This is a genomic window from Streptomyces sp. NPDC028331 (assembly GCF_055565775.1).
Genome location: NZ_JBVHTR010000008.1, coordinates 69,746 through 93,575 on the forward strand (window position 1 = coordinate 69,746; position 23,830 = coordinate 93,575).

Below are 23,830 nucleotides of genomic sequence, written 5' to 3' on the forward strand. Positions count from 1 at the left end.
AGGGGGGGGGGGGGGGGGGGGGGGGGGGGGGGGGGGGGGGGGGGGGGGGGGGGGGGCGGGGGGGGGGGGGGGGCGGAGAGGGGGGGGGGCCCCCCCCCCCCGGTCCCGGCCCACACCCCGCGATTGGTATGGACATGTTCAACGTGCGGCAATAATCTGGGGCTTGGTCTAGACCTGCACGGCTCACTGAACTCCCCACGTTCACAAGGAGCGGCAGCATGCGCACCAGGACCAGGCTGTACGCCGCCGTGGTGGGACTCGCGACCGCGGGAGCCTTCGTGCTCTCCACCGGCGGTGCCAGCGCCCACGGCTACACCGACCAGCCCCTCAGCAGGCAGAAGATGTGCGCCGCGAACGGCGGCATCGTCACCGGCTGCGGCGACATCCAATGGGAACCGCAGAGCGTCGAGGGCCCCAAGGGCTTCCCGGCCGCCGGCCCGGACGACGGCCGGATCTGCTCGGCGAACCACACCAACTTCGCCGCGCTCGACCAGCCGAGGACGCCCTCCGGCGCGGCCTGGCCGACGACGAAGGTGACCGGCGGGCGGAGCTACACCTTCCGCTGGCAGTTCACCGCCTCGCACGCCACCACCGACTTCCGGTACTACGTCACCAAACCGGGCTGGAACCAGAACCACGCCCTGACCCGCGCCGACCTCGACCTCACGCCCTTCCTGACGGTCCCGTACAACGGTCAGCGCCCGCCCTCCACGCTCACCCACACCGGCACCCTGCCGACCGGGCTGAGCGGGCACCACGTCATCCTCGGCGTGTGGACGATCGCGGACACGGGCAACGCGTTCTACTCCTGCGCGGACGTCACGTTCTGAACCCGGCTCCTCGCCCCCCGGGGGGTCCCCCGTCGGCGGCTCACCGACGGGGATGTGGCACGGCTCACGTCCGGTGCCGGGCTTACGGGCGGGGGGGAGCTGCCGGGCGCCAGCCGCCCCAGGACATCGAAAAGGGGCTCCTCGCTTTCGCGAGGAGCCCCTCTTCAGTGCGCCGCCAGGGACTCGAACCCCGGACCCGCTGATTAAGAGTCAGCTGCTCTAACCAACTGAGCTAGCGGCGCAGACTCTGTCGCTTTCGGCTTCCGCCCCCGGCGACAAAAGAAATACTACCTGGTCCGCAGGGGTGCTCGTGACCACCCTCGGAGGGGATCGAACCGGGCGGATCGGTCGGACCGGCCGGGTCGGGCGGTCAGATCGGCCGAGGCGGTCAGATCGTGAGGGAGAGGACCACCGGCGCCGCCCCCTTGTTCAGCCGCTCCGCCGCCTGCCGTAGCCGGTGGGCGTGCTGGACCGGCAGGGACAGGGCCAGGCAGCCGACCGCGGAGCCCGCGGTGATCGGGACGGCCGCGCAGACCGTGCCCACCGCGTACTCCTGCAGGTCCAGCACCGGCACCGTCGGCGGGTGGGCGTCCAGGCGGGACAGCAGCACCTTCTCGCTGGTGATCGTCCGCGAGGTGAGCCGGGCCATCTTGTAGCGGGCGAGGTGGTCCCGCCGGCCGTTCACGTCGAGCTGGCCGAGCAGGCTCTTGCCGACCGCGCTGGCGTGCGCCGAGGAGCGGAAGTCCACCCACTCGTGCACCGCGGGCGCCAGCGCGCTCGCCGCGCACTGGGTGACCCGCACCTCGCCGTCGATGTAGCGGCTGATGTAGACCGCGGCGCCCACCGAGTCGCGCAGCCGGTCCAGGGTCCGCTGGAGCTGCTCGCGCAGTGCCTGCTCATGGCCCTGGGCGGAGCCGAGCCGGCTGAGGGCGGCCCCGGTGACGTAGGCGCCGTCGATCGTCTGCTCGACGTACCCCTCCCGGCGCAGCATGCGCAGGACCGGGGTCAGCCGCTGGGTGCCGAGGCGCGTGTGGCGGGCCAGCTCGGCGTCGGTGACACCGGTGGAGTGCCGCGCCACGGTCTCCAGGACGCGCAGGGCGTCCTGGGCCGAGTGGTACGGGGCGGTCGGCTCATGGGTCAGCGCCACGGTCTCCCCCTGCGCTTTTTGGGCCATCCTCGAGGCGGCTTGGCTGCCTCCACGATACGGCTCAAACGCGCGTCGGGGAGCGGGTGTTGCCGAACTTTGCGGCGGCTTCACCCCGCTCAGCAGGAACGCGCCATCCTGGCATATGCCGAGGTCATGTCCTCTGTGGCGGGACCTGGAAAGGGCCGCGGCGTTCACTTCCTGTAGTCAGAGCACTGCGCTGAGGAATTCCCGCGTGCGTGTGTGCTCGGGATCGCTGAAGATCTTCTCCGGTGGGGCCGCCTCGATGACTTGGCCGGAATCAAACATCAGGACCCGGTCGGAGATGTCCCGCGCAAAGCTCATCTCGTGGGTCACGCAGAGCATGGTGATGTCCGTGCTGTGAGCGATGTCACGCAGCACGTCGAGGACCCCGGCGACCAGCTCCGGGTCGAGCGCGGACGTCACCTCGTCCAGCAGCAGCACCTGCGGGCGCATCGCCAGGGCGCGGGCGATCGCCACGCGCTGCTGCTGGCCGCCGGAGAGCTGGCTCGGGTACTTGTCGAGGTGATCGCTCAGCCCGACCAGGTCGAGCAGCTCGCGCGCCCGCTCCTCGGCCTCGTCCTTCGACAGGCCGAGCACGGTGACCGGGGCCTCGGTGATGTTCCGCAGCACCTTCATGTTCGGGAACAGGTTGAACTGCTGGAACACCATGCCGATGTTCTTGCGGATCTCCCGGACCTGTTTCTCGGGCGCCGGGTACAGCCGCTGCCCGTCGACCGTGATCGTGCCCTCGTCGGGCCGGGTCAGCGTCATCAGCAGCCGCAGGATCGTGGTCTTCCCGGAGCCGGACGGGCCGATCAGCGTCACGTGCCGGCCCGCGTCGACCGAGAAGTCGAGCCGGTCGAGGACCGTGTGGTCGCCGAACCGTTTGGTGACCTTCTCGAGGCGGATCAGCTCGCCGGCGGCCGCCTGCGGGTGGGGATGGGCGTCGGGTTGCTTCATCAGGGGGGTGTCAGCGGACAAGGCGTCGCTCCAGGGCTCGCAGGAGGAGGGAGGCGGGGTAGGAGATCAGGACGAAGGCCACACCGATGACGGTGAGCGGCTCGGTGAACTGGAAGTGCTGCTGGGAGAAGAGCCGCGCCTGGCCGAGCATCTCGAGGACGGTGATCGCCATCAGCATCGGCGTGTCCTTCAGCATGGAGATCACGTAGTTGCCGAGCGCCGGCACGACCCGGCGGATCGCCTGCGGCAGGATCACCGCCGTCCAGGTGCGCCGCATGGGCAGGCTCAGCGCGGTGGCCGCCTCCCACTGGCCGGCGGGCACCGCCTCGATACCGGCCCGGTAGACCTGCATGGTGTACGTGGAGTAGTGCAGGCCGATCGCGACGACGCCGGTGGTCAGCGCCGAGAAGGTCAGGCCCCACTCGGGCAGCACGTAGAAGAGGAAGAACAACTGCACCAGCAGCGGGGTGTCCCGGATGAACTCCGTCACGACGCCCACCGGCCAGCGCACCCACCGGGTCGGCGCACGCATCAGCAGCGCCCACACCAGACCCACGACGAACGAGATCACAGAGCCGAGGGCCAGTGCTTCCAGGGTGACGAGCAGGCCGTCCAGGAAGTGCGGCATGAAGGCGCGGACCGCGCCCCAGTCCCAGGTCATCGGACACCACCTCCGACGGGCTGCCGCACGGCGGCCGTGGGCCGGGGCGCCTTGCCGACACCGGCCTTCAGACGGCGCTCCAGGCCCCGCATCAGCCGGGTGATCAGGAAGGCGATCACGAAGTAGATGAGCAGCACGTACGTGTAGATCCCCGCGCTCTCCTGCAGCGCGAGCCGCACCAGGTTGCCGCTGAACGCCAGATCGCCCATGCCCATGATCGACACCAGTGCGGTTCCCTTGAGCAGCTCGACCAGCAGGTTCGAGAACGGCGGGATCATCTCCGGCACCGCCTGCGGCAGCAGGATCTTCCGCATCCGCTGCCACGGGGTGAAGCTCAGCGCGATCCCGCCCTCACGCTGCGCGGGATCCACCGAGTTCAGGGCCCCGCGCACGATCTCCGCACCGTACGCCCCGTACGTCAGACCCAGCGCGAGCGTGCCCGCCCACAGCGGCACGAGCTGCCAGCCGAAGGCGAGCGGCAGCACGAAGAACACCCAGAAGATCATGATCAGGGCGGAGGTGCCGCGGAACACCTCGGTGTAGAAGCCGGCGAGGAAGCGGACGATCCATCTGTGATGGGTGCGCGCGATGCCGACGGCGAAGGAGACGGCCGTCGCGAGGAGGGCGCCGAGCACCAGGAGCTGGATCGTCGTCCAGACGCCTTTCAGTACGAGTTCCCACAGTCCCGAGGTCATCCGCGGCACAGCTCCTTCGCGGTCAGATCGGTCATCTCGGCCTTGGTGAAGCCGAACGGGCGCAGGATCCGGAAGAGCTCGCCGCTCGCCTTCAGCTTCCTCAGCTCGGCGTTGAAGGCGTCCCGCAGCCGGGTCTCGGTGGGCCGGAAGGCGAAGGCACCCCCGTCGACGTGCGGTTTTCCCTTGACCAGGGGCGCGAAGGGCTGGGTGGCCTCCGCCTTGCCCGACTTCTTGACGACCTCGCGGACGGTCAGCGCGGTCCCGGCGAACACGTCGACGCGGCCGGCCTCCACGGCGTTCAGGCCGGCCACCTGGTCGGTGACGATCAGCATGTCGCTCTGCTTGTAGCCGGCCTCGGCGGCGTACTGGATCTCCGCGTACCCGGTGCCGGTGGCCAGTTTCGCCTTCTTGGCGACGACATCCTTGTAGTTGTGCAGGCCCATCGGATTGCCCTTGCGCACGATGAACGCGTCGAGCATCTGGTAGTCGGGGTCGGCGAAGATGACCTGTTGGCAGCGCTCGGGGGTCACGTACATCCCGGCGGAGACCACGTCGAACTGCTGGGAGTTCAGGCCGGGGATCAGCGAGCCGAACTCGGTCGGCACGGGCTGCACCCGGTCGACCCCGAGCCGCTTGAAGACGGTCTTCGCCAGCTCCGGGGCCTCGCCGGTGAGCTCGCCGTTCTTGTCGATGTAGCCGAAGGGGATCTCGCCGGCGATGCCGAGGCGGACGACGCCCTGCGCCCTGAGCCTGGTCAGCAGATCGCCGCCGGGCGTCGACGACGCCGCCGCGACACGGCTGCAGCCGGCCGCGCCCAGCGCGCCGACCGCGGCCACGCCGGCGAGCAGCGACCGGCGGGTGGTTCCGGGTTTCTCCGGGTCGTACGTCCGTGCATTCGTCCGTGGGGGAGCCATGGGCGCGCAGCTACCCGGGACCATGCGATGTATTCAGGCCAGTTCCGGCCCCGATCGCCCGTCGGCGGCCCGGGGGCCAGGCCGCCACCGCCCTCGGCCGGGGTGCTGACCAGCGGTGACGGTGACCGGTCGGCGGTTCAGTGGCCGGGAACGTATCCCCGTTTTTTGTCCACCACGTTCAGCAGGGGTTTACCCGCGGTCCAGCGGTCGTACTGCGCCAGGAACTGGGCGCCGAGCTCGTCCTGCCACCCGACCGTGTCGCCGCTCATGTGCGGGGACACCAGCAGCCCCGGAACCTGCCACAAGGGGCTGTCCGGGCCGAGCGGTTCACGGCGGAAGACATCGAGGGCCGCGCCCGCGATCCACCGCTTCGTCAGCGCCTCCGCGAGCGCCTCCTCCACGACGAGCCGCCCGCGCCCCACGTTGATGAACCGGGCCGACGGCTGCATCACGCCGAAGCGGCGGGCGTCGAACATGCCGGACGTCTGCTCGGTCAGCGGAGCCGCCGCGATCACCCAGTCGGCGCGCGCCATCAGCCGGTCCAGGTCGGCCGGCCCGTGGATGCCGGTGCGCGGGACCCGGCCCACGATCGACGTGGTCACCTCCAGCGCCTTGAGCGTACGGGCGATCGTCCGCCCGATCGGCCCGGAACCGACCACGCACGCGCGCGTGCCCGCCACCCGCAGCGCCTCCCGGTGCCGCCACTCCCGCTTCCGTTGCAGGTCCCAGGTGCGGGGCAGGTCCTTGGCCAGGGCGAGGACGAGCGCGGCCACGTACTCGGCGACCGGCTGCTCGAACACGCCGCGCGCGTTCGTCACGACCGTGTCGGACGCGGCGAGTTCGGGACACAGGACATGGTCCACTCCCGCACTCGCCACGTGCACCCAGCGCGGGCGCGGCCCCTCGCCCGGCCAGGCGTCGCGCACCGCGTGCGAGGCGACGTCCCACACCAGCAGCACATCGGCGTCCGGCAGCCGGGCGGCGAGCGTGGAGGCGTCCACATGCTCGATCCGCGCCCGCCCGGTGAGCCGGCCCAGCCGGAGGAGCGGGTCCGCGTCCAGGACGAGCACGGTCGGGCAGGGCCGGGAAGCCGTCATGCGGAACCGTTCCTCGAGTTCGGCGGCGGCCGACAGCGGCCGACGGGGCGTCCGACGTGCGCGGATTGACCACGGTCGCACCCCGGCACGGTGCCGTCAACACAGCCGACCAGGTGATGAGGGGGACGGCTCCGCCTCATCTGGGTACCCGCGCCATGGGCCACCGGCGGGCTCCGCCCGACGCGGCAGCACACCGGGACCTCGACCGCCGGACGAACAGGAAGGTTGGGCATGACCGCACTCGGATTCCTCTACCCGGGCCACTTCGCCGAGGACGACTATCCGCGCATCGAGCAGTTGCTGGCCGGCGACATCCGGGTCGAGCTCGTGCACACCGACGCCGGTGAGGCCGCGCACCGCACCGACCTGCTGAGGGAGATGGGGTCGCCGCAGCGGCTCGCGTCGAGCGCCCAGGAGCTGCGGCTCACGGGCGCGGAGGCGGTGGTGTGGGCGTGCACCAGCGGCAGCTTCCTGCACGGCTGGGAGGGCGCCCACGAGCAGGTGCGTGCCCTCGCGCGCGCCGCCGGGATGCCGGCCTCTTCCACCGCGTTCGGCTTCGTGCACGCCCTGCGGGAGATCGGGGCGCGCCGGCCGGCCGTCGCGGCCACGTACCCGGACGACGTGGCGCGGGAGTTCGCCTCCTTCCTGCGGGCGGCCGGCGTGGAGGTGGCCGCGGTCCACGCCGCGGACGCCGGAGCGGCGGCCGAGGTGGCCACGTGGGGCGCCGACGAGGTGCTGGCGCTGGCCCGCGCGGGCGACCACGCCGACGCGGACGCGATCCTCGTCCCGGACACCGCCCTCCACACCGCCGCGCACCTGACGGCCCTGGAGAAGGATCTGGGCAAACCGGTCCTCACCGCGAACCAGGTCACGGTGTGGGAGGCGCTGCGCCTGGTGGACCGCCGGGTGAACGCCCCGAACCTGGGGACGCTGTTCACCAGGGAACCGGTGGTGCAGGTGTAGCGGGGGCAGGGCAGTGGGGCCGGCCTTCCCGGGGTGGGGTTCCCGGAGTCGGGGGACTCAGGGGCCCGGCCTTCCGGGTGGTGCGGGACACCCGGGCCCCCACCGGACGGGGATGCGGGGCCGGGACCGCTCGGGTGGGGACGCTGGGCCGGGACCGCTCGGGCGGGGTTGCCCGGGGCCGCGATCTGGGGGCGGGGAGGGAATAACCGGAGAGCGTCTCCTGTTAGGCGGGTGAGACACGCGACGCTCATGCAGGAGGCACAGCAGTGGACGAGATCCGAGGCACGGCACAGGGCACCGCCCCCGTCCCCCTGTCCGTACTGGACCTGGTCACCGTCGGCGCGGGCACCACCGCCACCGACGCCCTGCGCACCAGCGTCGCCCTCTCCCGGCTCGCGGAGGCCCGTGGCTTCCACCGCTACTGGGTCGCCGAGCACCACTCCATGCCCGGCGTGGCCTCCTCCTCGCCTGCGGTCATCCTCGCCCACCTCGCCGCCCACACCGACCGCATCCGGCTCGGCTCGGGCGGCGTCATGCTGCCCAACCACGCCCCGCTGGTCATCGCCGAGCAGTTCGGCACGCTGGAGGCCATGGCCCCCGGCCGTATCGACCTGGGCCTCGGCCGCGCCCCCGGCACGGACGGCGCCACGGCCGCCGCGCTGCGCCGCACCGACCGGCTGAACGAGGGCGCCGACGACTTCCCGCAGCAGCTCGCCGAGCTGACCCGCTTCCTCGACGACGACTTCCCGGACGGCCACCCCTACGCCCGAATCCACGCGGTGCCGGGCCCCGTCCAGGCCACCTCGCCGGGCGGCGTCCAGTCCCCGCACCGGCCGCCCGTCTGGCTGCTCGGCTCCTCCGGGTTCAGCGCCCGCCTGGCCGGCACGCTCGGCCTGCCGTTCGCGTTCGCCCACCACTTCTCGGCGCAGAACACCATCCCGGCGCTCGACCTGTACCGCGACTCCTTCCGCCCGTCCGAGGTCCTCGACGCCCCGTACGCCCTCATCGGCGTCTCGGCGCTCGCCGCCGAGGACGAGAAGGAGGCCCGCCGCCAGGTCCGGGCCGCCGCCCTGAACATGCTCCGGCTGCGGATGGGCCGCCCCGGCCTCGTCCCCACACCGGAGGAGGCCGAGGCGTACGAGTTCAGCCCCATGGAGGAGGAGTTCATCGGGTCCTGGAACTCCAACGTCGTCCACGGCACCCCGGACGAGGTCCGCTCCGGCCTGGACGACCTCCACAAGCGCACGGGCGCCGACGAGTTGATGCTCACGTCCAACGCCCACAGCGGCGACGTACGCCTACGCTCCTACGAGCTGATCGCGAACGCGTACGGGTTGCCTTCGGCGGCCTGAGCACCGGTGCCGGGGGCGCCGTCCCCGTGGGCGCTGCGCCCCAGACCCCCGTCGGCCCGACGGCCTCGTCCTCAGGCCCCCCGAACCCCTCGAGCAGGGGGGACCCCGGACGGGCTCACGAGCGGCAGCCCTCCCCCTCCACCAGTTCCGAGATCCGGTCCGGCGGCACCGGGCGGGAGTACAGCCACCCCTGTCCCGTGTCGCAGCCGATGCGGCGCAGGCGGGTGGCCTGGGCCGAGGTCTCCACGCACTCCGCGGTGACCGTCAGGCCGAGGCGGTGGGCGAGCTGGATCATGGCCTCCACGATGACCTCGTCGGCCGGGTTCGGATGCGCGTCCGTGCCCTCGTACTGGAAGCCCCGGACGAACGACCCGTCCAGCTTCAGCCCGGACACCGGCAGCCGGCTGAGGTAGGCGAGGTTGGAGTATCCGGTGCCGAAGTCGTCGATCGCGATCCGCACCCCCATCTCGCTGAGCGCCTGGAGCGCCTGGAGCGGGCGGCCGGCCGAACCCATGACCGCGGACTCGGTCAGCTCCAACTGGAGCAGATGCGGGGCCAGTCCGGTCTCCGCCAGCGTCTCGGCCACGTCCGCCACCAGGTCCGAGTCCCAGACCTGACGCACAGCCACGTTCACGCTCACGAAGAGCGGCGGCTCGTCCGGGCGTTCCAGCTCCCAGCGGCGCGCCTGCCGGCAGGCGGTCTTCAGCGCCCAGCGGCCGAGCTGGACGATCGAGCCGTCCTCCTCCGCCAGTCCGATGAACCGATTCGGCGTCAAGGTGCCGAACTGCGGGTGGTGCCAGCGCACCAGCGCCTCCACCCCGCGTACCCGTCCGTCCTCCATGCCGACCAACGGCTGGTACTCCAGGGCGAATTCGCCCCGTTCGATGGCCGGGCGCAGACCGGAGGACAGCGCCTGACGGGTCATCCGGTGGGCGTTGCGTTCCGGGTCGAACAGCGTCCAGCGGGCCTTGCCGTCGGCCTTCGCCCAGTACAGCGTCGTATCGGCCGCCTGCATCAGACCGGTCGCACTCGTACCGGCCGCGTGCCGCTCCACGACGCCGATCGACGCCGACACCGACAGCCGCTGTCCGGACAGGTCGAACGGCTCCTGCACCGCCTTGAGCACGGACTCGGCCAGTTCGGCGAGTTGCTCGGTGCCCGTGGAGTCCTCCACCAGCAGCGCGAACTCGTCGCCGCCCAGCCGGGCCACCAGGGGAGTCCTGGGCCGCCCGAGCCCCGCCTCGTCCGCGCAGCGGGTCAGGCGCTCCGCGACGGCCGCGAGCAGCCGGTCGCCGACGCGGTGGCCCAGGGTGTCGTTGACGGCCTTGAAGCCGTCGAGGTCCAGGTAGCACAGCCCGATCCGGCCGGTGCCGCTCTCCTCGTACGAATCCGCCTCCAGTGCGGCCGACAGGCGTTCGAAGAACAGTGCCCGGTTGGGCAGCCGGGTCACCGGGTCGTGCATCTGCAAGTGCCGCAGCCGCGCCTGGAGTTCACGGCGGACACTGATGTCGGCGACCGAGAGCAGGATCGCCTTCTCGGACTCGGGCAGCGGGGTCACGGTCACCTGGACCCACAGCGAGTGCCCGTCGGGGTGTTTGACGCGGCGCGTGCAGCGGAGCTTGGCCTGGCGTCCGCGCAGCACCTCGCGGTAGGCGTGCCAGGTGCGGGCGTCCGAGGACAGGTCCAGCAGGTCGGCGGCGACCTTGCCGACCAGCGCTTCCGCGCCGGTGCCGAGCAGCGAGCCCATCGTCTCGTTGGCGGTGACGACCAGGCCCTCCCGGTCGACGACCGCCATGGCGAGCGGCGCGGCGGTGAACGCGGCACCGAACGAGACGGGTTGGGGCCCGGCGGACGCACCGGATGACGTGGTGTCGTGACTGTCTGTGACGGCCGGGCCGACGAGGTCTGCCGCGGGCGCCGGCCCATCGGACGTTCCGCTCACCGCTCGCTCCCGCAGTGCACTCGTTCTTCGTACGGATCTCTTGGGTCTCGTCGGGGTCGACGGCCGCAAGGCGGGCGGCCGTACAAGCCGTGTTCGTGCAGGAAAGTGTGCCGATCATAGAGGCTGGCCCAGAGGCCTTCCAGCCGATGTCCAGTGTCCCGCGGCGAGCACGTGTTCTGACAGATCGTTTCTGCCCGCGCCTGACACCGGTCTATCAGGCCACCCGCGGCTGTGACGTTCCGTGAGTACTGGGGGTGTCGGCGCACGTCGACCGCCCCCTTGGCGCTCGTGCGCCGTTGCGCGCTCCCGCTCCGCACTGCCCCTCCCGTGGCCGTGCCGGTTTCCTCCTGGCTCATCCCCCGGCTGATGGCCTCTCACCCTTCCGGGGCAGACAAACAGGGCGTAATCATACAAATAAGACCAGGCTGGGGGTGGAGTCCGAGAACCGCACCCGGAGGTCGACGTGCCGCGTCCGCTGCCCCTCACGGGGCTCACCCGCGAGACCCTGAAGGGGCTCGTCCGGGGCGCGTCACCCGTTCTGCGCAGCACCGTGGCCCTCGCCACGTCGATGACCGCGCTGGTCGCGACCTCGCTCGTGACGGGGCCCGCGCTGGCCGAACCCCTGGCGGCGGCCTGCCGGCTCGCCCGCAGCCGGGCGCACCACTCGGAGGGTGTCGACACGTGGAACTCCGCCTATGCGCGCCCCACCCGCGCACTGGACGCGGTCCTGGTCTTCCTGTCCTTCCCGGACGCGCCCCCGGCGACCACGCCGACCGAACTGACGGCGGACTACTTCCCGGACACCAGCCGCTTCTTCGACCGCGCCTCCTACGGCCGGTTCACGCTCCGCCCGCATCCGGTGGACCACTGGATCCGGATGCCGCACCCGTCCACCTTCTACGCCATACGGCGCGACTGGAGCGCCGAGAGCCGGGCCGCGTATCTGCGCGACGCGCTCGCCGCGGCCGACAAGGACGTCGACTTCTCCCGGTACGGCATCGTGTACTTCGTGGCCGACCCGGACGCGCCGGGCGTCGACTCGGACGCCACGAAGGTGGTGAACCTGGACACCCCGCTGCGGGCCGACGGTACGGACATCCGCCGGGTGGTCACGGTCTTCGAGAAGCACCCGCCGGACCGGCTCGTCCTCGCCCATGAGACAGGTCATGTGTTCGACCTGCCCGACCTCTACCACCGCCCGACCGACGGCAAGGGGGACTGGGACACCTATGTCGGCGACTGGGACCTCATGGGCAGCCAGTTCGGACTGGCGCCGGATCTCTTCGCCTGGCACAAGTGGAAGCTGGGGTGGCTGGACGAACGCCAGGTGGTGTGCGTGCGGGCGCCGGGCAGCACCCGGCTGACGCTGGAGCCGGTGGCTGCGGGGCCGAGCGGGGTGCCGCAGGCGCCGGTGAACGCCGGGGCGGCGGGTGCCCTCGGGCGCGGGGTGGAGGCGTTCGGTTCCGGGCACGGCACCAAGCTGGCGGTGGTGCGGACGGGGACCGACAGTGTGATCGCCATCGAGGCGCGCGGGGCGGTGGGCAACGACAGCGCGGCCTGCACGCAGGGGGTCCTGGTCTACCGGGTGCGCGGCGAGACGGAGTCCGGTGGGGGGCCCGTGGAGGTCCTGGACGCCCACCCGCACAGTTCGGCCTGCGTCGGTACGTCGGTCTACCCGCCCCTGGCGGACGCGCCGATCCGGGAGGGGGAGACCTTCACGGTGTCGGGGGAGGGGGTGCGGGTGGAGGTGGAGGAGAGGACGGCTTCCGGGGGGTGGACGGTGCGGGTCACCAAGGGGTGGGGCCCCTGAGGAAGGTGTGGCGCGGGGCGGGGCCGGGGACTGGGGCGTGCGCGGATCGGGTGCCGTATGTGCCGGACGGCGACGGCGGCCGACCTGAAGGGGGGTGTGGGTGGCGAAGCCCCCACAGCGCGCGGCGAAGCCGCGCAGAAACAGAGATGGCGAGACCGGTTCGCGCTTTCTGCGAACACGCCTCGCCATCGCCATCGTGCGCCGCCAGGGACTCGAACCCCGGACCCGCTGATTAAGAGTCAGCTGCTCTAACCAACTGAGCTAGCGGCGCCTGCTGACGTCGTAGACCTTAGCACCCTGGTCGGCGGGAGGAAAAATCGATATGCGTACGGGGCCGGAGGCCGCCGCGCGGGCGGCTCGGACGGCCGCCCAGAGGACGATCTCCGGACCGGGCAGCCAGGGGTGACGAGTGTCGGGGGCGACCAGCCAGCGGGAATCGAGCCTGGTGGCGGCGGGGTCGGCGGGGTCGGCGGGGTGGACGGCGGGCACCGTCACCGCGTCGCCGACCCCATGGCACAGCAGCGGCGGGATCCTGGGGGTACGGCCGCCCCACTCCTCCCAGTCGAGGAGTGCCGGCAGCCGCCGGGCCGTGCCGGGGGCCGTGAACAGCAGGGTGCGGCCCCTGTGGACGGCGACGGGTCCGGAGCCGGGGCCCTCGTCCCAGAGCCGGTCGAGCATCCGCCGCCCGAAGATCGCGGGGGCGTTGACGACGTCGAACGCGGTGCCGCACGGCAGGACGACCGGGGCGGTGGGGCGCTCCGCCCAGTGGGCGAGGGTGCTGCGCGGATTCGTTCCGGCGGAGGCGAGCCAGGCGGCGCCCTCGGAGGTGACACCGCAGACGTCGCGAGAGGCTTCGATGGACGGCGTTCGACTGCTCATGACGGTCAGGTCTACCGGGGGTGAGCGGTCGGTCCCCGAGAGTTGCGGAAAACGGGGACGGAAGGGGTTGAGAGGGGGTAAGGTGCGCCGCGGCATATGCCGCATGATCATTCGATGTCATCGGCGCTGCACGGCGCCGGGCCGGTCAGCCCAGGCTTTCCGGCCCGTTCGAGTCCACCCCGGTGAGCAGGTCCCGCCCGAACTCCACCATCTTCTTCGCGTAGTCCTCGGTCCACTCCGCCCGCTCGGCGATCGCCGCCGGCGTCAGCCGGTCGAAGCGGCGCGGGTCGGCGAGCTGGGCCGCGGCGATCGCCTGGTACTCCACCGCCCGGTCCGTGGCCGCGCGAAACGCCTGCGTCAGCTCCGTGGCCCGTGCCAGCAGCTCCCGCGGGTCGTCGATCGACTCCAGGTCGAAGAAGTGCTCGGGGTCGGAGCCCGCCTCCGCGGGCTCGAACAGCAGGGGCGCGGGGCGTAGCCGCGGCTCGTTCCGACGCGGCGTGGGCTCCGCCATGTCTTGTCCTCCTCGTACGGTTCGGGTGGCGCCCCGTTCGGGTGGGCCACCGTCCATTGTCGCGCGCCGACGCAAGGGCGCCGGGCCACGAGCGCGTGCGGCGCCCGGACGGGCTGTTTCCTGCCGACAGGCGCTTGAAGTCGGCCCTTCCGGCGTTTGAGGAGCGGGGAGCCGGAGGGTGGAGCCCCTGGGGACGGGAGGGGAAGGGGCGGCGGGGCGACGCGGACCTGGACCGGGGCCGGTCAGGGGCGCCACGCCACCCGGTGCTCGGTCAGGTGTGCGAGTACCGCATGGTTCGCCTCCCACCCGTCCGGAAACTTCACCGTCACCCCGAGCTGCACCGGCTCCGTAGACGGATGGTCGTCCAGCAGCTCCGTCACCCCTGCGCGGCACACCACGATGCACGCGTGCCGGTGGCGGGACGCCAGGACGCACAGGCGGCCGGTCTCCAGGTGGAACGCCGTCGCGTCCGGGCGGCCCGACAGCGGATGCAGCACCACCGTCACATCGAACTCGCGGCCCTGCAGCCGGTTCGCCGTGTCCACCGTGACGTCCGGCACCCCCAGGTCCGCCAGAGCGGAGCGCACCGCCGCGGCCTGGTCCCGGTGCGCGGTGCCGACGGCGATCCGGTCCGCGGTCAGCGGTACCGGCTCGTCCGCCCGCTCCGAGGCCGCCGCCCCGCCCCGGTCCAGCAGACGACGTACGACCACGGCGACCGCCCGCACCGCCTCCGGATCGGTGCGCGGAGTGTGCCGGGCGGGCAGCTCCAGCAGCCCCCAGCCGGACTCGGCCGCCTCGTCGATCACCCGGTCCGGCCCCGAGCCGTCCGACGCGACCGCGAAGGTCAGCCGCCGGTCCCCGTGCCCGGTACCGCTGCGGAACGGCGTGTAGGGGTAGAAAGCGTCCGACACCAGGGGTGCCGCCGACGCCGGCAGCCGCCAGGACACCGGCAGCCGGTGCTGCGGCAACTTCGGGTTGTGGGCCAGCAGCGTCGTCACCGCGGACGCCGACGGGTCGTACGACAGCCCGGCCCACTGCTCCGCGCCGACGATCGCGAACGGGTCGAGCTGCCCGGGGTCGCCGACGAACAGCGCCCGCTCGAACAGGCCCGCCACCGCGAGCAGCGCGTCGGAGCGCATCTGGTACGCCTCGTCGACGATCGCGTGCCGCCACGGCTCGACGTCCTTCACGTGCGCCCACTTGGCGGCTGTCGAGATGACCACGTCCAGGCCCGCCAGGTCGCCCGCCTTGGCCGACTTGCGGACGTTCGGCAGGTCGTCGAGCGCCTTGTCGTAGGGGTCCGGGTCGCTGCTGTGCAGCCGCCCGACGGGAAGGTCCGGCTCCTTCTCGGCCAGTCGCAGCACCAGGTCGTCGACCTGCGCGTTGGTCTGCGCGATCACCATCAACGGCCGCCCGGCCGACGCGAGTTCGAGCGCCGCCCGGACGACGAGCGTCGACTTCCCGGCGCCCGGCGGCGAGTCGACGACGACTCCGCGGTGCGTGCCGTGCAGCGTGTCGCGCAGGATCGCCTCCGTGGCGCGGGCGGCCGCGGCCCCCGGGTCGAAGCCCTTGTCCGGCACGGCGAACACGGTCACAGAAGGTCCTCCTCGGTCACCGGATCCGGCTGCGGCAGCGCGTCCGGCTCACCCGGCGGCCCGCCGTGCGTCCACGGCGTGTCCTCGGGGTCGGGCAGCTTCGCCCCGCCGCGCTGCTCGTGTTCGAAGAGCGTGAAGCACACGTGGTCGCCCTTCTCGGGGACCGACCCGGCCTCCGGCTCCTTGCCGCGGCCCATCTTGTCGACGATCCGCAGCACGACCAGGCCGTCCCCCTCGTGGCCCACGAACTCGGCCGCCTGCGGCTTCCCGCCCAGCGACCGGTACACCTTCGTGCGCTCCCCGAGGTGCGGCCGGTCCTCGGTCCGCACGGTCACCAGGGGGCGCGGACTGGGGCGCTTGCCCTCGCTGTACGCCATCACGACCTCCGTGACCTCGCCCGCGAACGCCTCCCCGGCGAGCCGGCGCCCGGCCATGACGAGCGGGTCGTCCAGCGCCTCCTGGGCGTCCAGACGGGCCTGTTCGCGCTCGCGCGTGGCGAGCTTGTTCGCCGCGGTGACCGCGTCGTCGTGGCGCGGCTGCGGCGGCTCCCCGGCGGCGACCCGGTCCCGGTGCCCGGTGAACGACCAGCGGTCGCGCGTCCAGCGGTCCGCGACATGCGCGCCCTCCGGCAGCGCGCGCAGCAGGTCCAGCCCCCGCCACACCGCGTCCCAGGTCGGGCGGGTACGGCCCTCCACCAGGGCGCGGATCTCCCGCTCGGCGGCCGTGAGTTCACCGAAGCGGTCGTCCGCCTCCACGCCGTCCTCGGCGGCGGCGAGCCGGGTGCGGGCGCGGTCGTAGCGCTCGATCGCGGGGGCGAGCAGTTGGTTGTCGAACGCCGGGTCGGTGGCCGGTCCGGCGGGCGGGCACAGCAGTTGGCCGTCCGCGTCCCGCGCCAGCTCGGCCCGCAACGCCGCGTCCGCACCGGAGGTGCCCTCGGGCGGGTCGATCCAGGCGAGGAGCGCGCCCAGATGCTGGTCCTCCAGGTTCGACTGTCCGGTCGCCCAGTGCCGCCCGAGCAGATCGGTGAGCGCGAGCAGCAGGGAGGAGCCGGGGACGCGGGCGCGCTCGCCGAAGTGCGTGAGCCAGCGGCCGAGGAGCGGCACGCGCGGGGGCGCCGGGTGCGGGGTCTCCGGGTCCTGTTCGGCGGTGCGGCGGAACCGCATGGAGCGGCCCAGGAGCCGTACGAAGTCGATGCCCGCCCGGCTCGGCACGATGAGCTGCGGGGCGTCGGCGCACAGCTCGACCTCCACCTTGACCCGCTTGCCGGTCTCCGGGTCGGTCTCGGTGCGCTCGGCGGGCTCCACGGCGTCGGCGCACGCGTCGATGTAGGGCAGGACGACGTCGGCGAGGTCGGCGAGGAACGCGAACCGGAGGTCGCGGTCGCGGGGCTGCGGCACCACGAGCAGCCGGGGGGCGTCCCGGTCGGTGCCCACGAGCGCGCCGAGCGGCGCCCCGGCCTCGCCGGCGGTGACGAGCGGGACGAAGACGAGGGGCCGCTCGGACAGGTGGCGGTGGCGGACGGTGGCGGCGGGCTGCGCCCGGCCGGTCCGCACGGCCTCCAGCCGGGCGAGGGTGGTGATCAGGGACATGCGGCGCCCTCCCGTCCGGCGAGTGCCTCCGCCCGCAGCCGCGCCGCCCGGCGCAGGGCCGCCACCGCCGGGTCGTCCGGGTCCCCGGCCGTGCCGTGGGCGGCGGCCAGGATGTCGTCCACCGTGTTCAGCCCGCCCAGCTCGGCCCGCAGCGACCGGCCCAGGGCCGCCACCGCGCCCTGCGTCCGGGCGCGGTCCCGGCAGTGGAAGGCCAGCTCGCAGGCGGCCAGGCACTCCGGCGCGTAGGCCGCCGGAACCGACTCGACCGCGTCCCGCAGCTCCTGCTGCGGGAGGTCCGGCGCGAAGCACGTGCCCTCGGGGAGGGTGTCCGCGATCTCCTCGATGCGGGTGAGGCGGCTGAGCTGGCGTCGGGTGACCGCGCGCTGCTTGCGCACGTCCACGGGCGAGGCGGTGGGCAGGTTGGAGAAGTCCTTCGGGCACACCAGCAGGATCCGGTGGCGCACCACGGGCGCGGGGTCGAGACGAGAGGCGACCTCCTCCAGTGCCAGCACGTACACCGCGGCCTGCCGGGCCGCCGCTCCCACCTTCGCCGGGTCCGCCGAACCGTCGAGCAGCGGGAAGGACTTGATCTCCACGACCGTCCAGCCGCCGTCGGGGTGCACCACCACCGCGTCCGGCTCCAGGAACGCGGGCGAGCCGGCCACGTCCAGGGCGAGCAGGGGATGGTCGAGCAGCGCCCAGCCGCGTGCCTCGGTGGCCTCCCGCAGCGCCAGCGCCGTACGCTCCGCACGCCCCTCGGGTCCGACCGCGGTCAGGTCCGGAACCAGCGCCCCCTCCGGGGCGTCGGCGGTCGGGTCCAGCTTCTCGCGGACCAGACGCAGCAGCTCGGCGCCGCCGTCCGCCTTGACCCGGGCCTCGAACGCGTTGCCCCGCATGAAGGCGAACTGCGACTGCCCGAACGCAGAGGGCGCGCCCAGGGCACCGGCCAGCGCCGCCTTGTCGACCCCGGCGCCGTCCAGCAGCGCGCGCCGCCGGCACCCCGGGTTCGCGGCGAGCGCGGCGAGGGCGCGCGCGTCCAGCGCCCTGGGCGGTACGGACGGTCCGCGCAGCTCAGCGAGCCTTCCCCAGACTCTCGGCTTCGCTCGAGCGGGGGAGATCCCAAGCCGCGGCGTCGTCCCCCGCGTCCGCGGGAGCGGCACCCGGCCCGGCTCCCGGTCCGGGGAGGGAGAGGGACTGTCGGGGAATTCGCTCACCCGCCGAAGTCTGGCATCCCGCACTGACAATTGAGGAACCGGCGGCAGGTGAGGGCTCCGCGACGGGTGCGAAGCGCGCTCGCAGCCAGGCCCTGACCGCGTCCGCCGCCCGCATCACCGGCCGGCTCAGCAGGAAGCCGACGCCCATGACGGCGACCCCCGCGACCGCGTCGAGGAAGTAGTGGTTGGCGGTGCCCATCACGACGAACGTGGTCCCGAGCGGGTACACGACCGCCGCCGCCCTGGCCCACCGGGAGCGGCCGTGCCGCCACAGCATCACTCCGCACCACAGCGCCCAGCCGACGTGCAGGCTCGGCATGGCGGCGTACTGGTTCGTCATCCCGCCCAGGCCCCGGGGGGCGCTCGCCTCGGCGCCCCACCACCCGTAGGAGCTGTACTGCGCCATGGTGTCGACGAACCCGTGGCCGGCGGAGAGCAGGCGTGGCGGGCAGGTCGGCATCAGGGAGAACCCGATCAGACCGATGAACGTGGACGTCAGCAGCCAGGTGCGGGCCGCCCGGTAGTGCTCCGTGCGGCGCCGGAAGATCCACACCAGGATCGCGGGGGTGACCAGGTAGTGCAGCGACGCGTACCAGAAGTCGGCGGGTACGCCGAGCCAGGCCTCGCGGGTGAAGAGACGGTTCAGCGGGTGCTCGGCGTTGATGTGGAGGAGCTTCTCCAGGCGCAGGATCGCCAGGCCGTGGTCGACGGCGCCGGCGACATCGCCCCGTGCGAGCAGCCGGCCCGCGGAGTACGAGGCGTACACCACCAGGATCAGGGGCAGTTCGGTCCACCAGCGCAGGAGGGTCAGCGGGCGCACCCCGATGCCTGGTGTCTCGGCCTGCGGCATCCGATCGACCCTCCCCTTCTGATCCTGGTCACGGCTCCCGGCGGTCCGGTCGTGCCACCTTACGGTGCGGACGCCCGCCCCCGTGGGGTGCCCCGGCCCTCAAAGACGCAGAGATCGCCCCCCGGGTTGCCCCGGGACCGGGTGGGCGATGATGGAGTGACGTCTGGCTCATTTCTCCCGGAAAGGTCTCTCATGGCACCGCGCATCCTGCTCGCCCGGCACGGACAGACGGAATGGTCGCTGTCCGGCAAGCACACCGGCAGGACCGATGTGCCACTGCTGGAGGAGGGCCGGCGGGGCGCCAAGCTGCTCGGGGAGCGGCTGCACCGGGCGCCGTTCGACGGACTGCCCGGGGTCGAGGTGCGCACCAGTCCACTGGCACGCGCGCGTGAGACGTGTGAACTCGCCGGGTTCGGCGAGCGGGCGGGCGTCTGGGACACGCTCGTGGAGTGGGACTACGGGGCGTACGAGGGGATGACGCCGGCCGAGATCCAGGAGATCCGGCCGGGCTGGTTCATCTGGCGGGACGGCGTGCCCGGCGGGGAGACCCTGGCGGAGGTCTCCGCGCGCGCGGACGAGGTGGTCGCCTGGGCGCGGTCGGAGGACCGGGACGTGCTGGTGTTCGCGCACGGGCACATCCTGCGGTCCATCGGGGCGCGGTGGCTGGGGCTGCCGCTGGAGTTCGCGGCGCGGATACGGCTGAATCCGACGTCGCTCTCGGTGCTGGGGTGGGCTTACGGCGAGCCGGCGATCGAGTCGTGGAACGACTTGGGGCACCTGGCCGGTTAGCCACCCGGTGCCGCCGCCTGGGGTCGGCCGTGCGTCCCGGCGCCGACGGGGTGCGTCCCCCAAGCCGCTTCGAGCCGGGGTGTTCCAGCGCCCACCCGCGCCGCCCCGGGGATTTTCCAGGCCGTCGAGGCACTGGGGGAGGCACGGCTGCCCGCGGCGGCGGACGGCTGCCCGCAGCTACGACGGCCGCTCACGCACCGCGCGGCAGCGAAGCGTGCCGGTCCAGGAACGCCGACACCCCCGACGCCCGCCGGTGCGGCAGCAGTACCCTCGCCGTGCCCGCCAGCATGGTCAGGACCCGGGAGGACTGGACCTGGTCCAGCAGATCCAGCACGCGGTGCCCGGCCTCCGCCGCCTCGTCGGGACGGCCCCCGCGGGCCAGGTCGTCGGCCAGTTCCGCCGTGTAGAGGGCGATGTTCCGGGTGAAGTGCGGATCCTGCAGGTGCGCCGCGCGCCGCGCGTGCCGGGCCGCCCGAGCCCAGTCGCCCAGCGTCGACCAGCACTGCGCCTCCAGGCCCTCCAGTTCGGCCTCGCCGTAGAAGGTCATCCACTCGGGGTCCGAGTCCGACGGCCCCCGTTCGAAGAGCGCCTGCGCCCGTGCGAGCGCCTGTTCGCAGCCCGCCCGGTCCGCGAGCCCCGACCAGCCGCCCGCCTCCCTGAGGGCCAGCAGCGACATCAGCCGGTGCGAGCCGAGCGGGCGCGCGACACGCTGCGCCGCCTGCGCCGCCCGTACGGCCTCCCGCGGCCGGCCCGCGTCGCGTGCGAGGAACGCCGTGTTGCAGAACGCGTGCGCCTCCAGGCCCGGGTCCCCGGACATCCGGGCCGTCGCCAGCGCCTCCGCGTAGTGCGAGCGGGCGTCGTCGAAGCGTCCGGAGTCGTGCGCCAGCCATCCCACGGAGATGGCCAGTTCACCCGCGCCCGAGTACAGCCGGTCGGCGACCGCCTGCCGGGTCGTACCCGCGTCGAGCAGCGCGTACGCGGCGCGCAGCGGGGCCGCCGCGCGCCGGTACAGGCCGTCCGCGCCGTGCCGGTCGTCGAGCAGGCGGATCTTGCGTACGGCCTCCTCGAGCGCGCTCGCCTCGGCCGAGCCCGCACGGTGGACGGGGCGTTCGGCGGCCGCTGCCGGGCCGCCGAAGGTGAGCCCGAACGGGCCCAGGGAGGCGGCGGCCACCGTCACGGTGCCGCCGGTCATGAATGCGCGACGCTGCACGTCGCTCTCCTCGTGGTTCTGTGCGTCGTACGCGTGGGTGCCGTACGACTCGTGCGACTCGTAGGTATCCGATGGGTCATACGTCTCGTACGCCCGATGGTGCTCACCGGAGGCATACGGACGGCGGCTGGTGTGTTCTGGGGGCGCCTCCTCGGCGGTGCGCGCCCCCCGGCCGCGCACCGCCGAGCGCGGCGCGAAACCCAGGTCCGCGAGCGTGCGCCCGGGGAACATGTGCAGGAACACTCGTTCGTAGGCGTAGTTGGGGCAACGGATCTCGCCCGCCTCGACGCGTCCGATGTACCGCGCGTCACAGCTCACCCGCTCGCCGATCTCGCGTGCGGCGCGCCGGACCGCCGCGGCGAACTCGCCCGGCGAGCGTGATCCGCGCAACTGCCGGAAGGCGAGGTTCGGCCGTGGTGGCCGGGGGGTCTGGGACGAGGTCATGGCCGGGCCCTCTCGTGCGAACCGTCGAACCATGCCGGATTGGGGTGGCTTGTCCGCGTGATGGCAGTTGGTTCCCTGCGTCCGGCGGTGCAAGAACGTACCTTCCTCGCAGGAGTGGTCATGCGAGGTTTGGCTACAAACCGGATATCTCATGCGTGATCTGCCATGAACTGCCATCCTTTGCGGCAGTGTTGCGCCGTTGCCGTTGACGCTCCCGGGGCGTTGAACCCTGCGGACCGGGAGCCGCCCGAACTCCCGACCCAACTCACCGCCGAGGAGGGTTCCGCTGTGGACACCGGGACGCAGACCCCGTACAGCACCGAGTTCCGTACACGGCCGCAGGCCGCCACCACCGCGCCGGCCCCCGAGTGCGCCGCACCGCCGCACCGGGCCCCCGACCTCGTGACCGTGCCCGCCCGGCAGGGGCTCGAGGCGGTGGACATCCTCCGCCGCGGCGCGGGCGACCGCGTCGGGCCGGTTCTGCACGACGACGACTGCGACACCCTCGGCTTCCTGGTACCGCCCGGCACGGCGGACGCCTGGGACGTCCCCGGCAGCACGTGCACGAAGACCGACGGGCGCGGCATGAGCCTCGTCACCCCGCTGCCCCCGGCCTCGGGCTGGCTGCTGCCGCCCGGTGAGGCGGAACCGGCCACGGACCCGGCGGTCCTGCGCGTGGCCCTCGGCGAGGCGGCCCGCATGATCGAGGCCGCCGACAACTGTCGGTAGGCCTCCGCCCACACCCCGGGTCGGGCTCTTAGGCCCGGCAGCTCCGGTGAGCCGCCGATGGGCCGCGGATGGGCCGCCCTTCGCGCCGCCCCCGATAATGGCGGGATGGGCAGGTCACGGAACGCACGGCGCGGGCAGGGAGCCGAGGCCGTCGTCGAGACGGTCGACGGCGGACTCGCCGAGCTCATACCCGACCGGGACCGGGCGCGCGCCTGGACCCTCCTCATCGACGGCGCCCCGCAGTCGCACGTCGACCTCGACGACCCGCGGTACCTGTCCTTCGAGTACCAGCGCCGGCTCGGCCACGTCATCGACCTGGCCGCCCCGCCCGGCCGTCCCGTGCACGCCGTGCACCTCGGCGGCGGTGCGTTCACCCTCGCCCGTTACACCGCCGCCACCCGCCCACGCTCCACCCAGCAGATCGTGGAGCGCGACGCGGCGCTCGTCCAACTCGTGCGCCGGGCCCTGCCCCTGGACCCGAACGCCCGCATCCGGGTGCGCTCCACGGACGCCAGGGAAGGGCTCGCCAAGGTGCCGGACGGCTGGGCCGACCTCGTCATCGTGGACGTGTTCAGCGGGGCGCGCACCCCGGCGCACCTGACGTCGGTCGAGTTCCTCACGGACGTCCGCCGGGTACTGAAGGACGGCGGTGTGTACGCGGCCAACCTCGCCGACGGCCCTCCGCTCGCCCACCTGCGCGGCCAGATATCGACGGCCGCGGCCGTCTTCACCGAACTCGCGCTGGTCGCCGATCCGGCCGTCCTGCGCGGCAAGCGCTTCGGCAACGCGGTCCTGGCCGCCTGTGCCCACCCGCTTCCGCTCGCCGAACTGACCCGCCGCGCCGCCTCGGACCCGCACCCCGCGCGCGTGGAGCACGGCAGGGCGCTGACCGACTTCACGGGCGGCGCCGCGGCGGTCACGGACGCGGCCGCCGTGGCGTCCCCGGCGCCCCCGCCGTCCGTCTTCCGCTGAACGGCCCGGGGCCGCCACCCCGGTAGGCGGCTAGTAGTTCCCGATGTCCACGTGCGGCGGGCCGTCGTGCCAGGTGCAGAACACCGACACCCGGTCGGCGCCGGAGGTGAACTCCACGCGGATCCACGTCTCCGTCTTCCAGACCTGCATCGACCAGCCGGTGCCGGGGGTGGCCGACACGAGCGTCGCGGACGTGGTGCCGAGGGCGAAGGCCACGCGACCGCCGGCGGTGTCGTAACTCTTGACCTGGCCGGACGCGGTGGTGGACGGGCTGGGCTTCGTGGTCCGGGGCGGGGCGGGCGTGGGCTTCGGCGCCTTGGTGCCGGGCGTCGGGGACGGGCTCCGCGACGGGGCCGGCCGGTGCGTCGCGGGGGTCAGCGGCCTGGACCCCTGCGTCGTCGCGCCGGCCGCCGTGACGGGCAGGGCGCGCGGCGGGTCGTACGCGGTGCCGGCCAGCACCGTGTGGACGCCCCACCACGACAGCGCGGCCGCCGCTCCGGTGGCGAGCGTCCACGCCAGTACGTGCAGGAGTCCTCTGAGCATCCCGGCCATACTGCCTCACCAGTCCCACCGGTGTCTCAAGGCTCGCACACAGTTCCGTTTCTTCCGTTGTGGCGCGGGGAGTTGTCCACAGCCCCCGAACGGCCCGGGTCGCA

The 23,830-nt window shown here is 73.1% G+C and carries 22 protein-coding genes and 2 tRNA genes; 7 read left to right on the forward strand and 17 right to left on the reverse strand.

Going from position 1 to position 23,830, the window contains the following annotated elements; translation table 11 throughout:
• Window positions 1–218: 218 nt before the first annotated feature.
• Window positions 219–830, forward strand: a complete 612-nt coding sequence (locus tag ACZ4SW_RS14105) for a lytic polysaccharide monooxygenase auxiliary activity family 9 protein (RefSeq protein WP_468242162.1) — start codon at window positions 219–221, stop codon at window positions 828–830.
• Window positions 831–998: 168 nt separating this feature from the next.
• On the opposite strand, the gene ACZ4SW_RS14110 is transcribed toward ACZ4SW_RS14105, so the two are convergent.
• From ACZ4SW_RS14110 to ACZ4SW_RS14140, 7 genes are all read right to left on the reverse strand, one after another.
• Window positions 999–1,072: transfer RNA gene (locus ACZ4SW_RS14110), tRNA-Lys, on the reverse strand.
• A gap of 146 nt (window positions 1,073–1,218) precedes the next feature.
• Window positions 1,219–1,977, reverse strand: coding sequence for an IclR family transcriptional regulator (locus ACZ4SW_RS14115; RefSeq protein WP_468242164.1), 759 nt, complete (start codon window positions 1,975–1,977; stop codon window positions 1,219–1,221).
• Between the two features lie 204 nt (window positions 1,978–2,181).
• Window positions 2,182–2,958, reverse strand: coding sequence for an ectoine/hydroxyectoine ABC transporter ATP-binding protein EhuA (ehuA, locus tag ACZ4SW_RS14120; RefSeq protein ID WP_468242166.1), 777 nt, complete (start codon window positions 2,956–2,958; stop codon window positions 2,182–2,184).
• 10 nt (window positions 2,959–2,968) lie between these two features.
• Window positions 2,969–3,619 carry an ectoine/hydroxyectoine ABC transporter permease subunit EhuD gene (gene ehuD / locus ACZ4SW_RS14125; RefSeq protein WP_468242169.1) on the reverse strand — a complete coding sequence of 217 codons (651 nt, stop codon included), beginning with the start codon at window positions 3,617–3,619 and terminating at the stop codon, window positions 2,969–2,971.
• Window positions 3,616–4,314, reverse strand: coding sequence for an ectoine/hydroxyectoine ABC transporter permease subunit EhuC (gene ehuC / locus ACZ4SW_RS14130; protein WP_468242171.1), 699 nt, complete (start codon window positions 4,312–4,314; stop codon window positions 3,616–3,618). The genes ehuD and ehuC overlap by 4 nt, the downstream gene beginning before the upstream one ends.
• On the reverse strand, window positions 4,311–5,228 hold the full coding sequence (ehuB, locus tag ACZ4SW_RS14135) for an ectoine/hydroxyectoine ABC transporter substrate-binding protein EhuB (RefSeq protein WP_468242173.1): 918 nt from the start codon (window positions 5,226–5,228) through the stop codon (window positions 4,311–4,313). The genes ehuC and ehuB overlap by 4 nt, the downstream gene beginning before the upstream one ends.
• Before the next feature lie 137 nt (window positions 5,229–5,365).
• Window positions 5,366–6,325: a D-2-hydroxyacid dehydrogenase gene (locus ACZ4SW_RS14140; RefSeq protein ID WP_468242176.1), complete on the reverse strand. Its 960-nt coding sequence runs from the start codon at window positions 6,323–6,325 to the stop codon at window positions 5,366–5,368.
• A gap of 231 nt (window positions 6,326–6,556) precedes the next feature.
• Between ACZ4SW_RS14140 and ACZ4SW_RS14145 the strand changes: the two genes are divergently transcribed.
• Together ACZ4SW_RS14145 and ACZ4SW_RS14150 are read left to right on the forward strand one after the other, a co-directional pair.
• Entirely contained in the window at window positions 6,557–7,288 is a 732-nt protein-coding gene (locus ACZ4SW_RS14145; RefSeq protein WP_468242178.1) for a maleate cis-trans isomerase family protein, read from the forward strand.
• Window positions 7,289–7,554: 266 nt separating this feature from the next.
• Window positions 7,555–8,640, forward strand: a complete 1,086-nt coding sequence (locus ACZ4SW_RS14150; RefSeq protein WP_468242180.1) for an LLM class flavin-dependent oxidoreductase — start codon at window positions 7,555–7,557, stop codon at window positions 8,638–8,640.
• A gap of 115 nt (window positions 8,641–8,755) precedes the next feature.
• On the opposite strand, the gene ACZ4SW_RS14155 is transcribed toward ACZ4SW_RS14150, so the two are convergent.
• Window positions 8,756–10,582 carry a putative bifunctional diguanylate cyclase/phosphodiesterase gene (locus ACZ4SW_RS14155; RefSeq protein WP_468242183.1) on the reverse strand — a complete coding sequence of 609 codons (1,827 nt, stop codon included), beginning with the start codon at window positions 10,580–10,582 and terminating at the stop codon, window positions 8,756–8,758.
• Window positions 10,583–11,045: 463 nt separating this feature from the next.
• Here ACZ4SW_RS14155 and ACZ4SW_RS14160 point away from each other — a divergent pair, with 463 nt between their 5' ends.
• On the forward strand, window positions 11,046–12,392 hold the full coding sequence (locus tag ACZ4SW_RS14160) for a M6 family metalloprotease domain-containing protein (RefSeq protein ID WP_468242185.1): 1,347 nt from the start codon (window positions 11,046–11,048) through the stop codon (window positions 12,390–12,392).
• A gap of 197 nt (window positions 12,393–12,589) precedes the next feature.
• Here the strand turns inward: ACZ4SW_RS14160 and ACZ4SW_RS14165 are convergent.
• The 7 genes from ACZ4SW_RS14165 to ACZ4SW_RS14195 all read right to left on the reverse strand — a co-directional run bounded on the left by ACZ4SW_RS14165 (window position 12,590) and on the right by ACZ4SW_RS14195 (window position 19,030).
• Window positions 12,590–12,663, reverse strand: a tRNA-Lys gene (locus ACZ4SW_RS14165).
• The gene (locus ACZ4SW_RS14170; protein WP_468242187.1) at window positions 12,654–13,271 is read right to left on the reverse strand and encodes a bifunctional DNA primase/polymerase; all 618 of its coding nucleotides are present in this window, start codon (window positions 13,269–13,271) and stop codon (window positions 12,654–12,656) included. Before ACZ4SW_RS14170 ends, ACZ4SW_RS14165 begins: the two co-directional genes overlap by 10 nt.
• Before the next feature lie 145 nt (window positions 13,272–13,416).
• Complete coding sequence (locus ACZ4SW_RS14175) at window positions 13,417–13,782, reverse strand: hypothetical protein (RefSeq protein WP_468242189.1); 366 nt, start codon at window positions 13,780–13,782, stop codon at window positions 13,417–13,419.
• A gap of 242 nt (window positions 13,783–14,024) precedes the next feature.
• Window positions 14,025–15,377 carry an AAA domain-containing protein gene (locus ACZ4SW_RS14180; protein ID WP_468242191.1) on the reverse strand — a complete coding sequence of 451 codons (1,353 nt, stop codon included), beginning with the start codon at window positions 15,375–15,377 and terminating at the stop codon, window positions 14,025–14,027.
• Window positions 15,374–16,966, reverse strand: coding sequence for a hypothetical protein (locus ACZ4SW_RS14185; protein ID WP_468242193.1), 1,593 nt, complete (start codon window positions 16,964–16,966; stop codon window positions 15,374–15,376). Before ACZ4SW_RS14185 ends, ACZ4SW_RS14180 begins: the two co-directional genes overlap by 4 nt.
• Window positions 16,957–18,126 (reverse strand): hypothetical protein, encoded by a 1,170-nt coding sequence (locus tag ACZ4SW_RS14190; RefSeq protein ID WP_468242194.1) that lies wholly within the window; start codon window positions 18,124–18,126, stop codon window positions 16,957–16,959. Before ACZ4SW_RS14190 ends, ACZ4SW_RS14185 begins: the two co-directional genes overlap by 10 nt.
• Window positions 18,038–19,030, reverse strand: a complete 993-nt coding sequence (locus ACZ4SW_RS14195) for a phosphatase PAP2 family protein (RefSeq protein WP_468242195.1) — start codon at window positions 19,028–19,030, stop codon at window positions 18,038–18,040. Before ACZ4SW_RS14195 ends, ACZ4SW_RS14190 begins: the two co-directional genes overlap by 89 nt.
• A gap of 192 nt (window positions 19,031–19,222) precedes the next feature.
• Between ACZ4SW_RS14195 and ACZ4SW_RS14200 the strand changes: the two genes are divergently transcribed.
• Complete coding sequence (locus ACZ4SW_RS14200; RefSeq protein WP_468242196.1) at window positions 19,223–19,819, forward strand: histidine phosphatase family protein; 597 nt, start codon at window positions 19,223–19,225, stop codon at window positions 19,817–19,819.
• A gap of 190 nt (window positions 19,820–20,009) precedes the next feature.
• Here ACZ4SW_RS14200 and ACZ4SW_RS14205 read toward each other — a convergent pair whose 3' ends face one another.
• Entirely contained in the window at window positions 20,010–21,473 is a 1,464-nt protein-coding gene (locus tag ACZ4SW_RS14205; protein ID WP_468242198.1) for a hypothetical protein, read from the reverse strand.
• Between the two features lie 288 nt (window positions 21,474–21,761).
• Here ACZ4SW_RS14205 and ACZ4SW_RS14210 point away from each other — a divergent pair, with 288 nt between their 5' ends.
• Both ACZ4SW_RS14210 and ACZ4SW_RS14215 read left to right on the forward strand, forming a co-directional pair.
• Window positions 21,762–22,202 carry a hypothetical protein gene (locus tag ACZ4SW_RS14210; protein ID WP_468242660.1) on the forward strand — a complete coding sequence of 147 codons (441 nt, stop codon included), beginning with the start codon at window positions 21,762–21,764 and terminating at the stop codon, window positions 22,200–22,202.
• Between the two features lie 105 nt (window positions 22,203–22,307).
• Window positions 22,308–23,174 carry a spermidine synthase gene (locus tag ACZ4SW_RS14215; RefSeq protein ID WP_468242200.1) on the forward strand — a complete coding sequence of 289 codons (867 nt, stop codon included), beginning with the start codon at window positions 22,308–22,310 and terminating at the stop codon, window positions 23,172–23,174.
• A 30-nt stretch (window positions 23,175–23,204) separates the two neighbouring features.
• On the opposite strand, the gene ACZ4SW_RS14220 is transcribed toward ACZ4SW_RS14215, so the two are convergent.
• Window positions 23,205–23,717, reverse strand: coding sequence for a hypothetical protein (locus tag ACZ4SW_RS14220; RefSeq protein ID WP_468242202.1), 513 nt, complete (start codon window positions 23,715–23,717; stop codon window positions 23,205–23,207).
• Window positions 23,718–23,830 lie beyond the last annotated feature (113 nt).

Coding starts and splice junctions, on each gene's coding strand:
- ACZ4SW_RS14200 (WP_468242196.1), top strand. CDS start 19,223: ATGGCACCGCGCATCCTGCTCGCCCGGCACGGACAGACGGAATGGTCG.
- ACZ4SW_RS14185 (WP_468242193.1), bottom strand. CDS start 16,966: ATGTCCCTGATCACCACCCTCGCCCGGCTGGAGGCCGTGCGGACCGGC.
- ACZ4SW_RS14220 (WP_468242202.1), bottom strand. CDS start 23,717: ATGCTCAGAGGACTCCTGCACGTACTGGCGTGGACGCTCGCCACCGGA.
- ACZ4SW_RS14140 (WP_468242176.1), bottom strand. CDS start 6,325: ATGACGGCTTCCCGGCCCTGCCCGACCGTGCTCGTCCTGGACGCGGAC.
- ACZ4SW_RS14170 (WP_468242187.1), bottom strand. CDS start 13,271: ATGAGCAGTCGAACGCCGTCCATCGAAGCCTCTCGCGACGTCTGCGGT.
- ACZ4SW_RS14105 (WP_468242162.1), top strand. CDS start 219: ATGCGCACCAGGACCAGGCTGTACGCCGCCGTGGTGGGACTCGCGACC.
- ACZ4SW_RS14175 (WP_468242189.1), bottom strand. CDS start 13,782: ATGGCGGAGCCCACGCCGCGTCGGAACGAGCCGCGGCTACGCCCCGCG.
- ACZ4SW_RS14145 (WP_468242178.1), top strand. CDS start 6,557: ATGACCGCACTCGGATTCCTCTACCCGGGCCACTTCGCCGAGGACGAC.
- ehuC (WP_468242171.1), bottom strand. CDS start 4,314: ATGACCTCGGGACTGTGGGAACTCGTACTGAAAGGCGTCTGGACGACG.
- ACZ4SW_RS14215 (WP_468242200.1), top strand. CDS start 22,308: ATGGGCAGGTCACGGAACGCACGGCGCGGGCAGGGAGCCGAGGCCGTC.
- ehuA (WP_468242166.1), bottom strand. CDS start 2,958: ATGAAGCAACCCGACGCCCATCCCCACCCGCAGGCGGCCGCCGGCGAG.
- ACZ4SW_RS14205 (WP_468242198.1), bottom strand. CDS start 21,473: ATGACCTCGTCCCAGACCCCCCGGCCACCACGGCCGAACCTCGCCTTC.
- ehuB (WP_468242173.1), bottom strand. CDS start 5,228: ATGGCTCCCCCACGGACGAATGCACGGACGTACGACCCGGAGAAACCC.
- ehuD (WP_468242169.1), bottom strand. CDS start 3,619: ATGACCTGGGACTGGGGCGCGGTCCGCGCCTTCATGCCGCACTTCCTG.
- ACZ4SW_RS14195 (WP_468242195.1), bottom strand. CDS start 19,030: ATGCCGCAGGCCGAGACACCAGGCATCGGGGTGCGCCCGCTGACCCTC.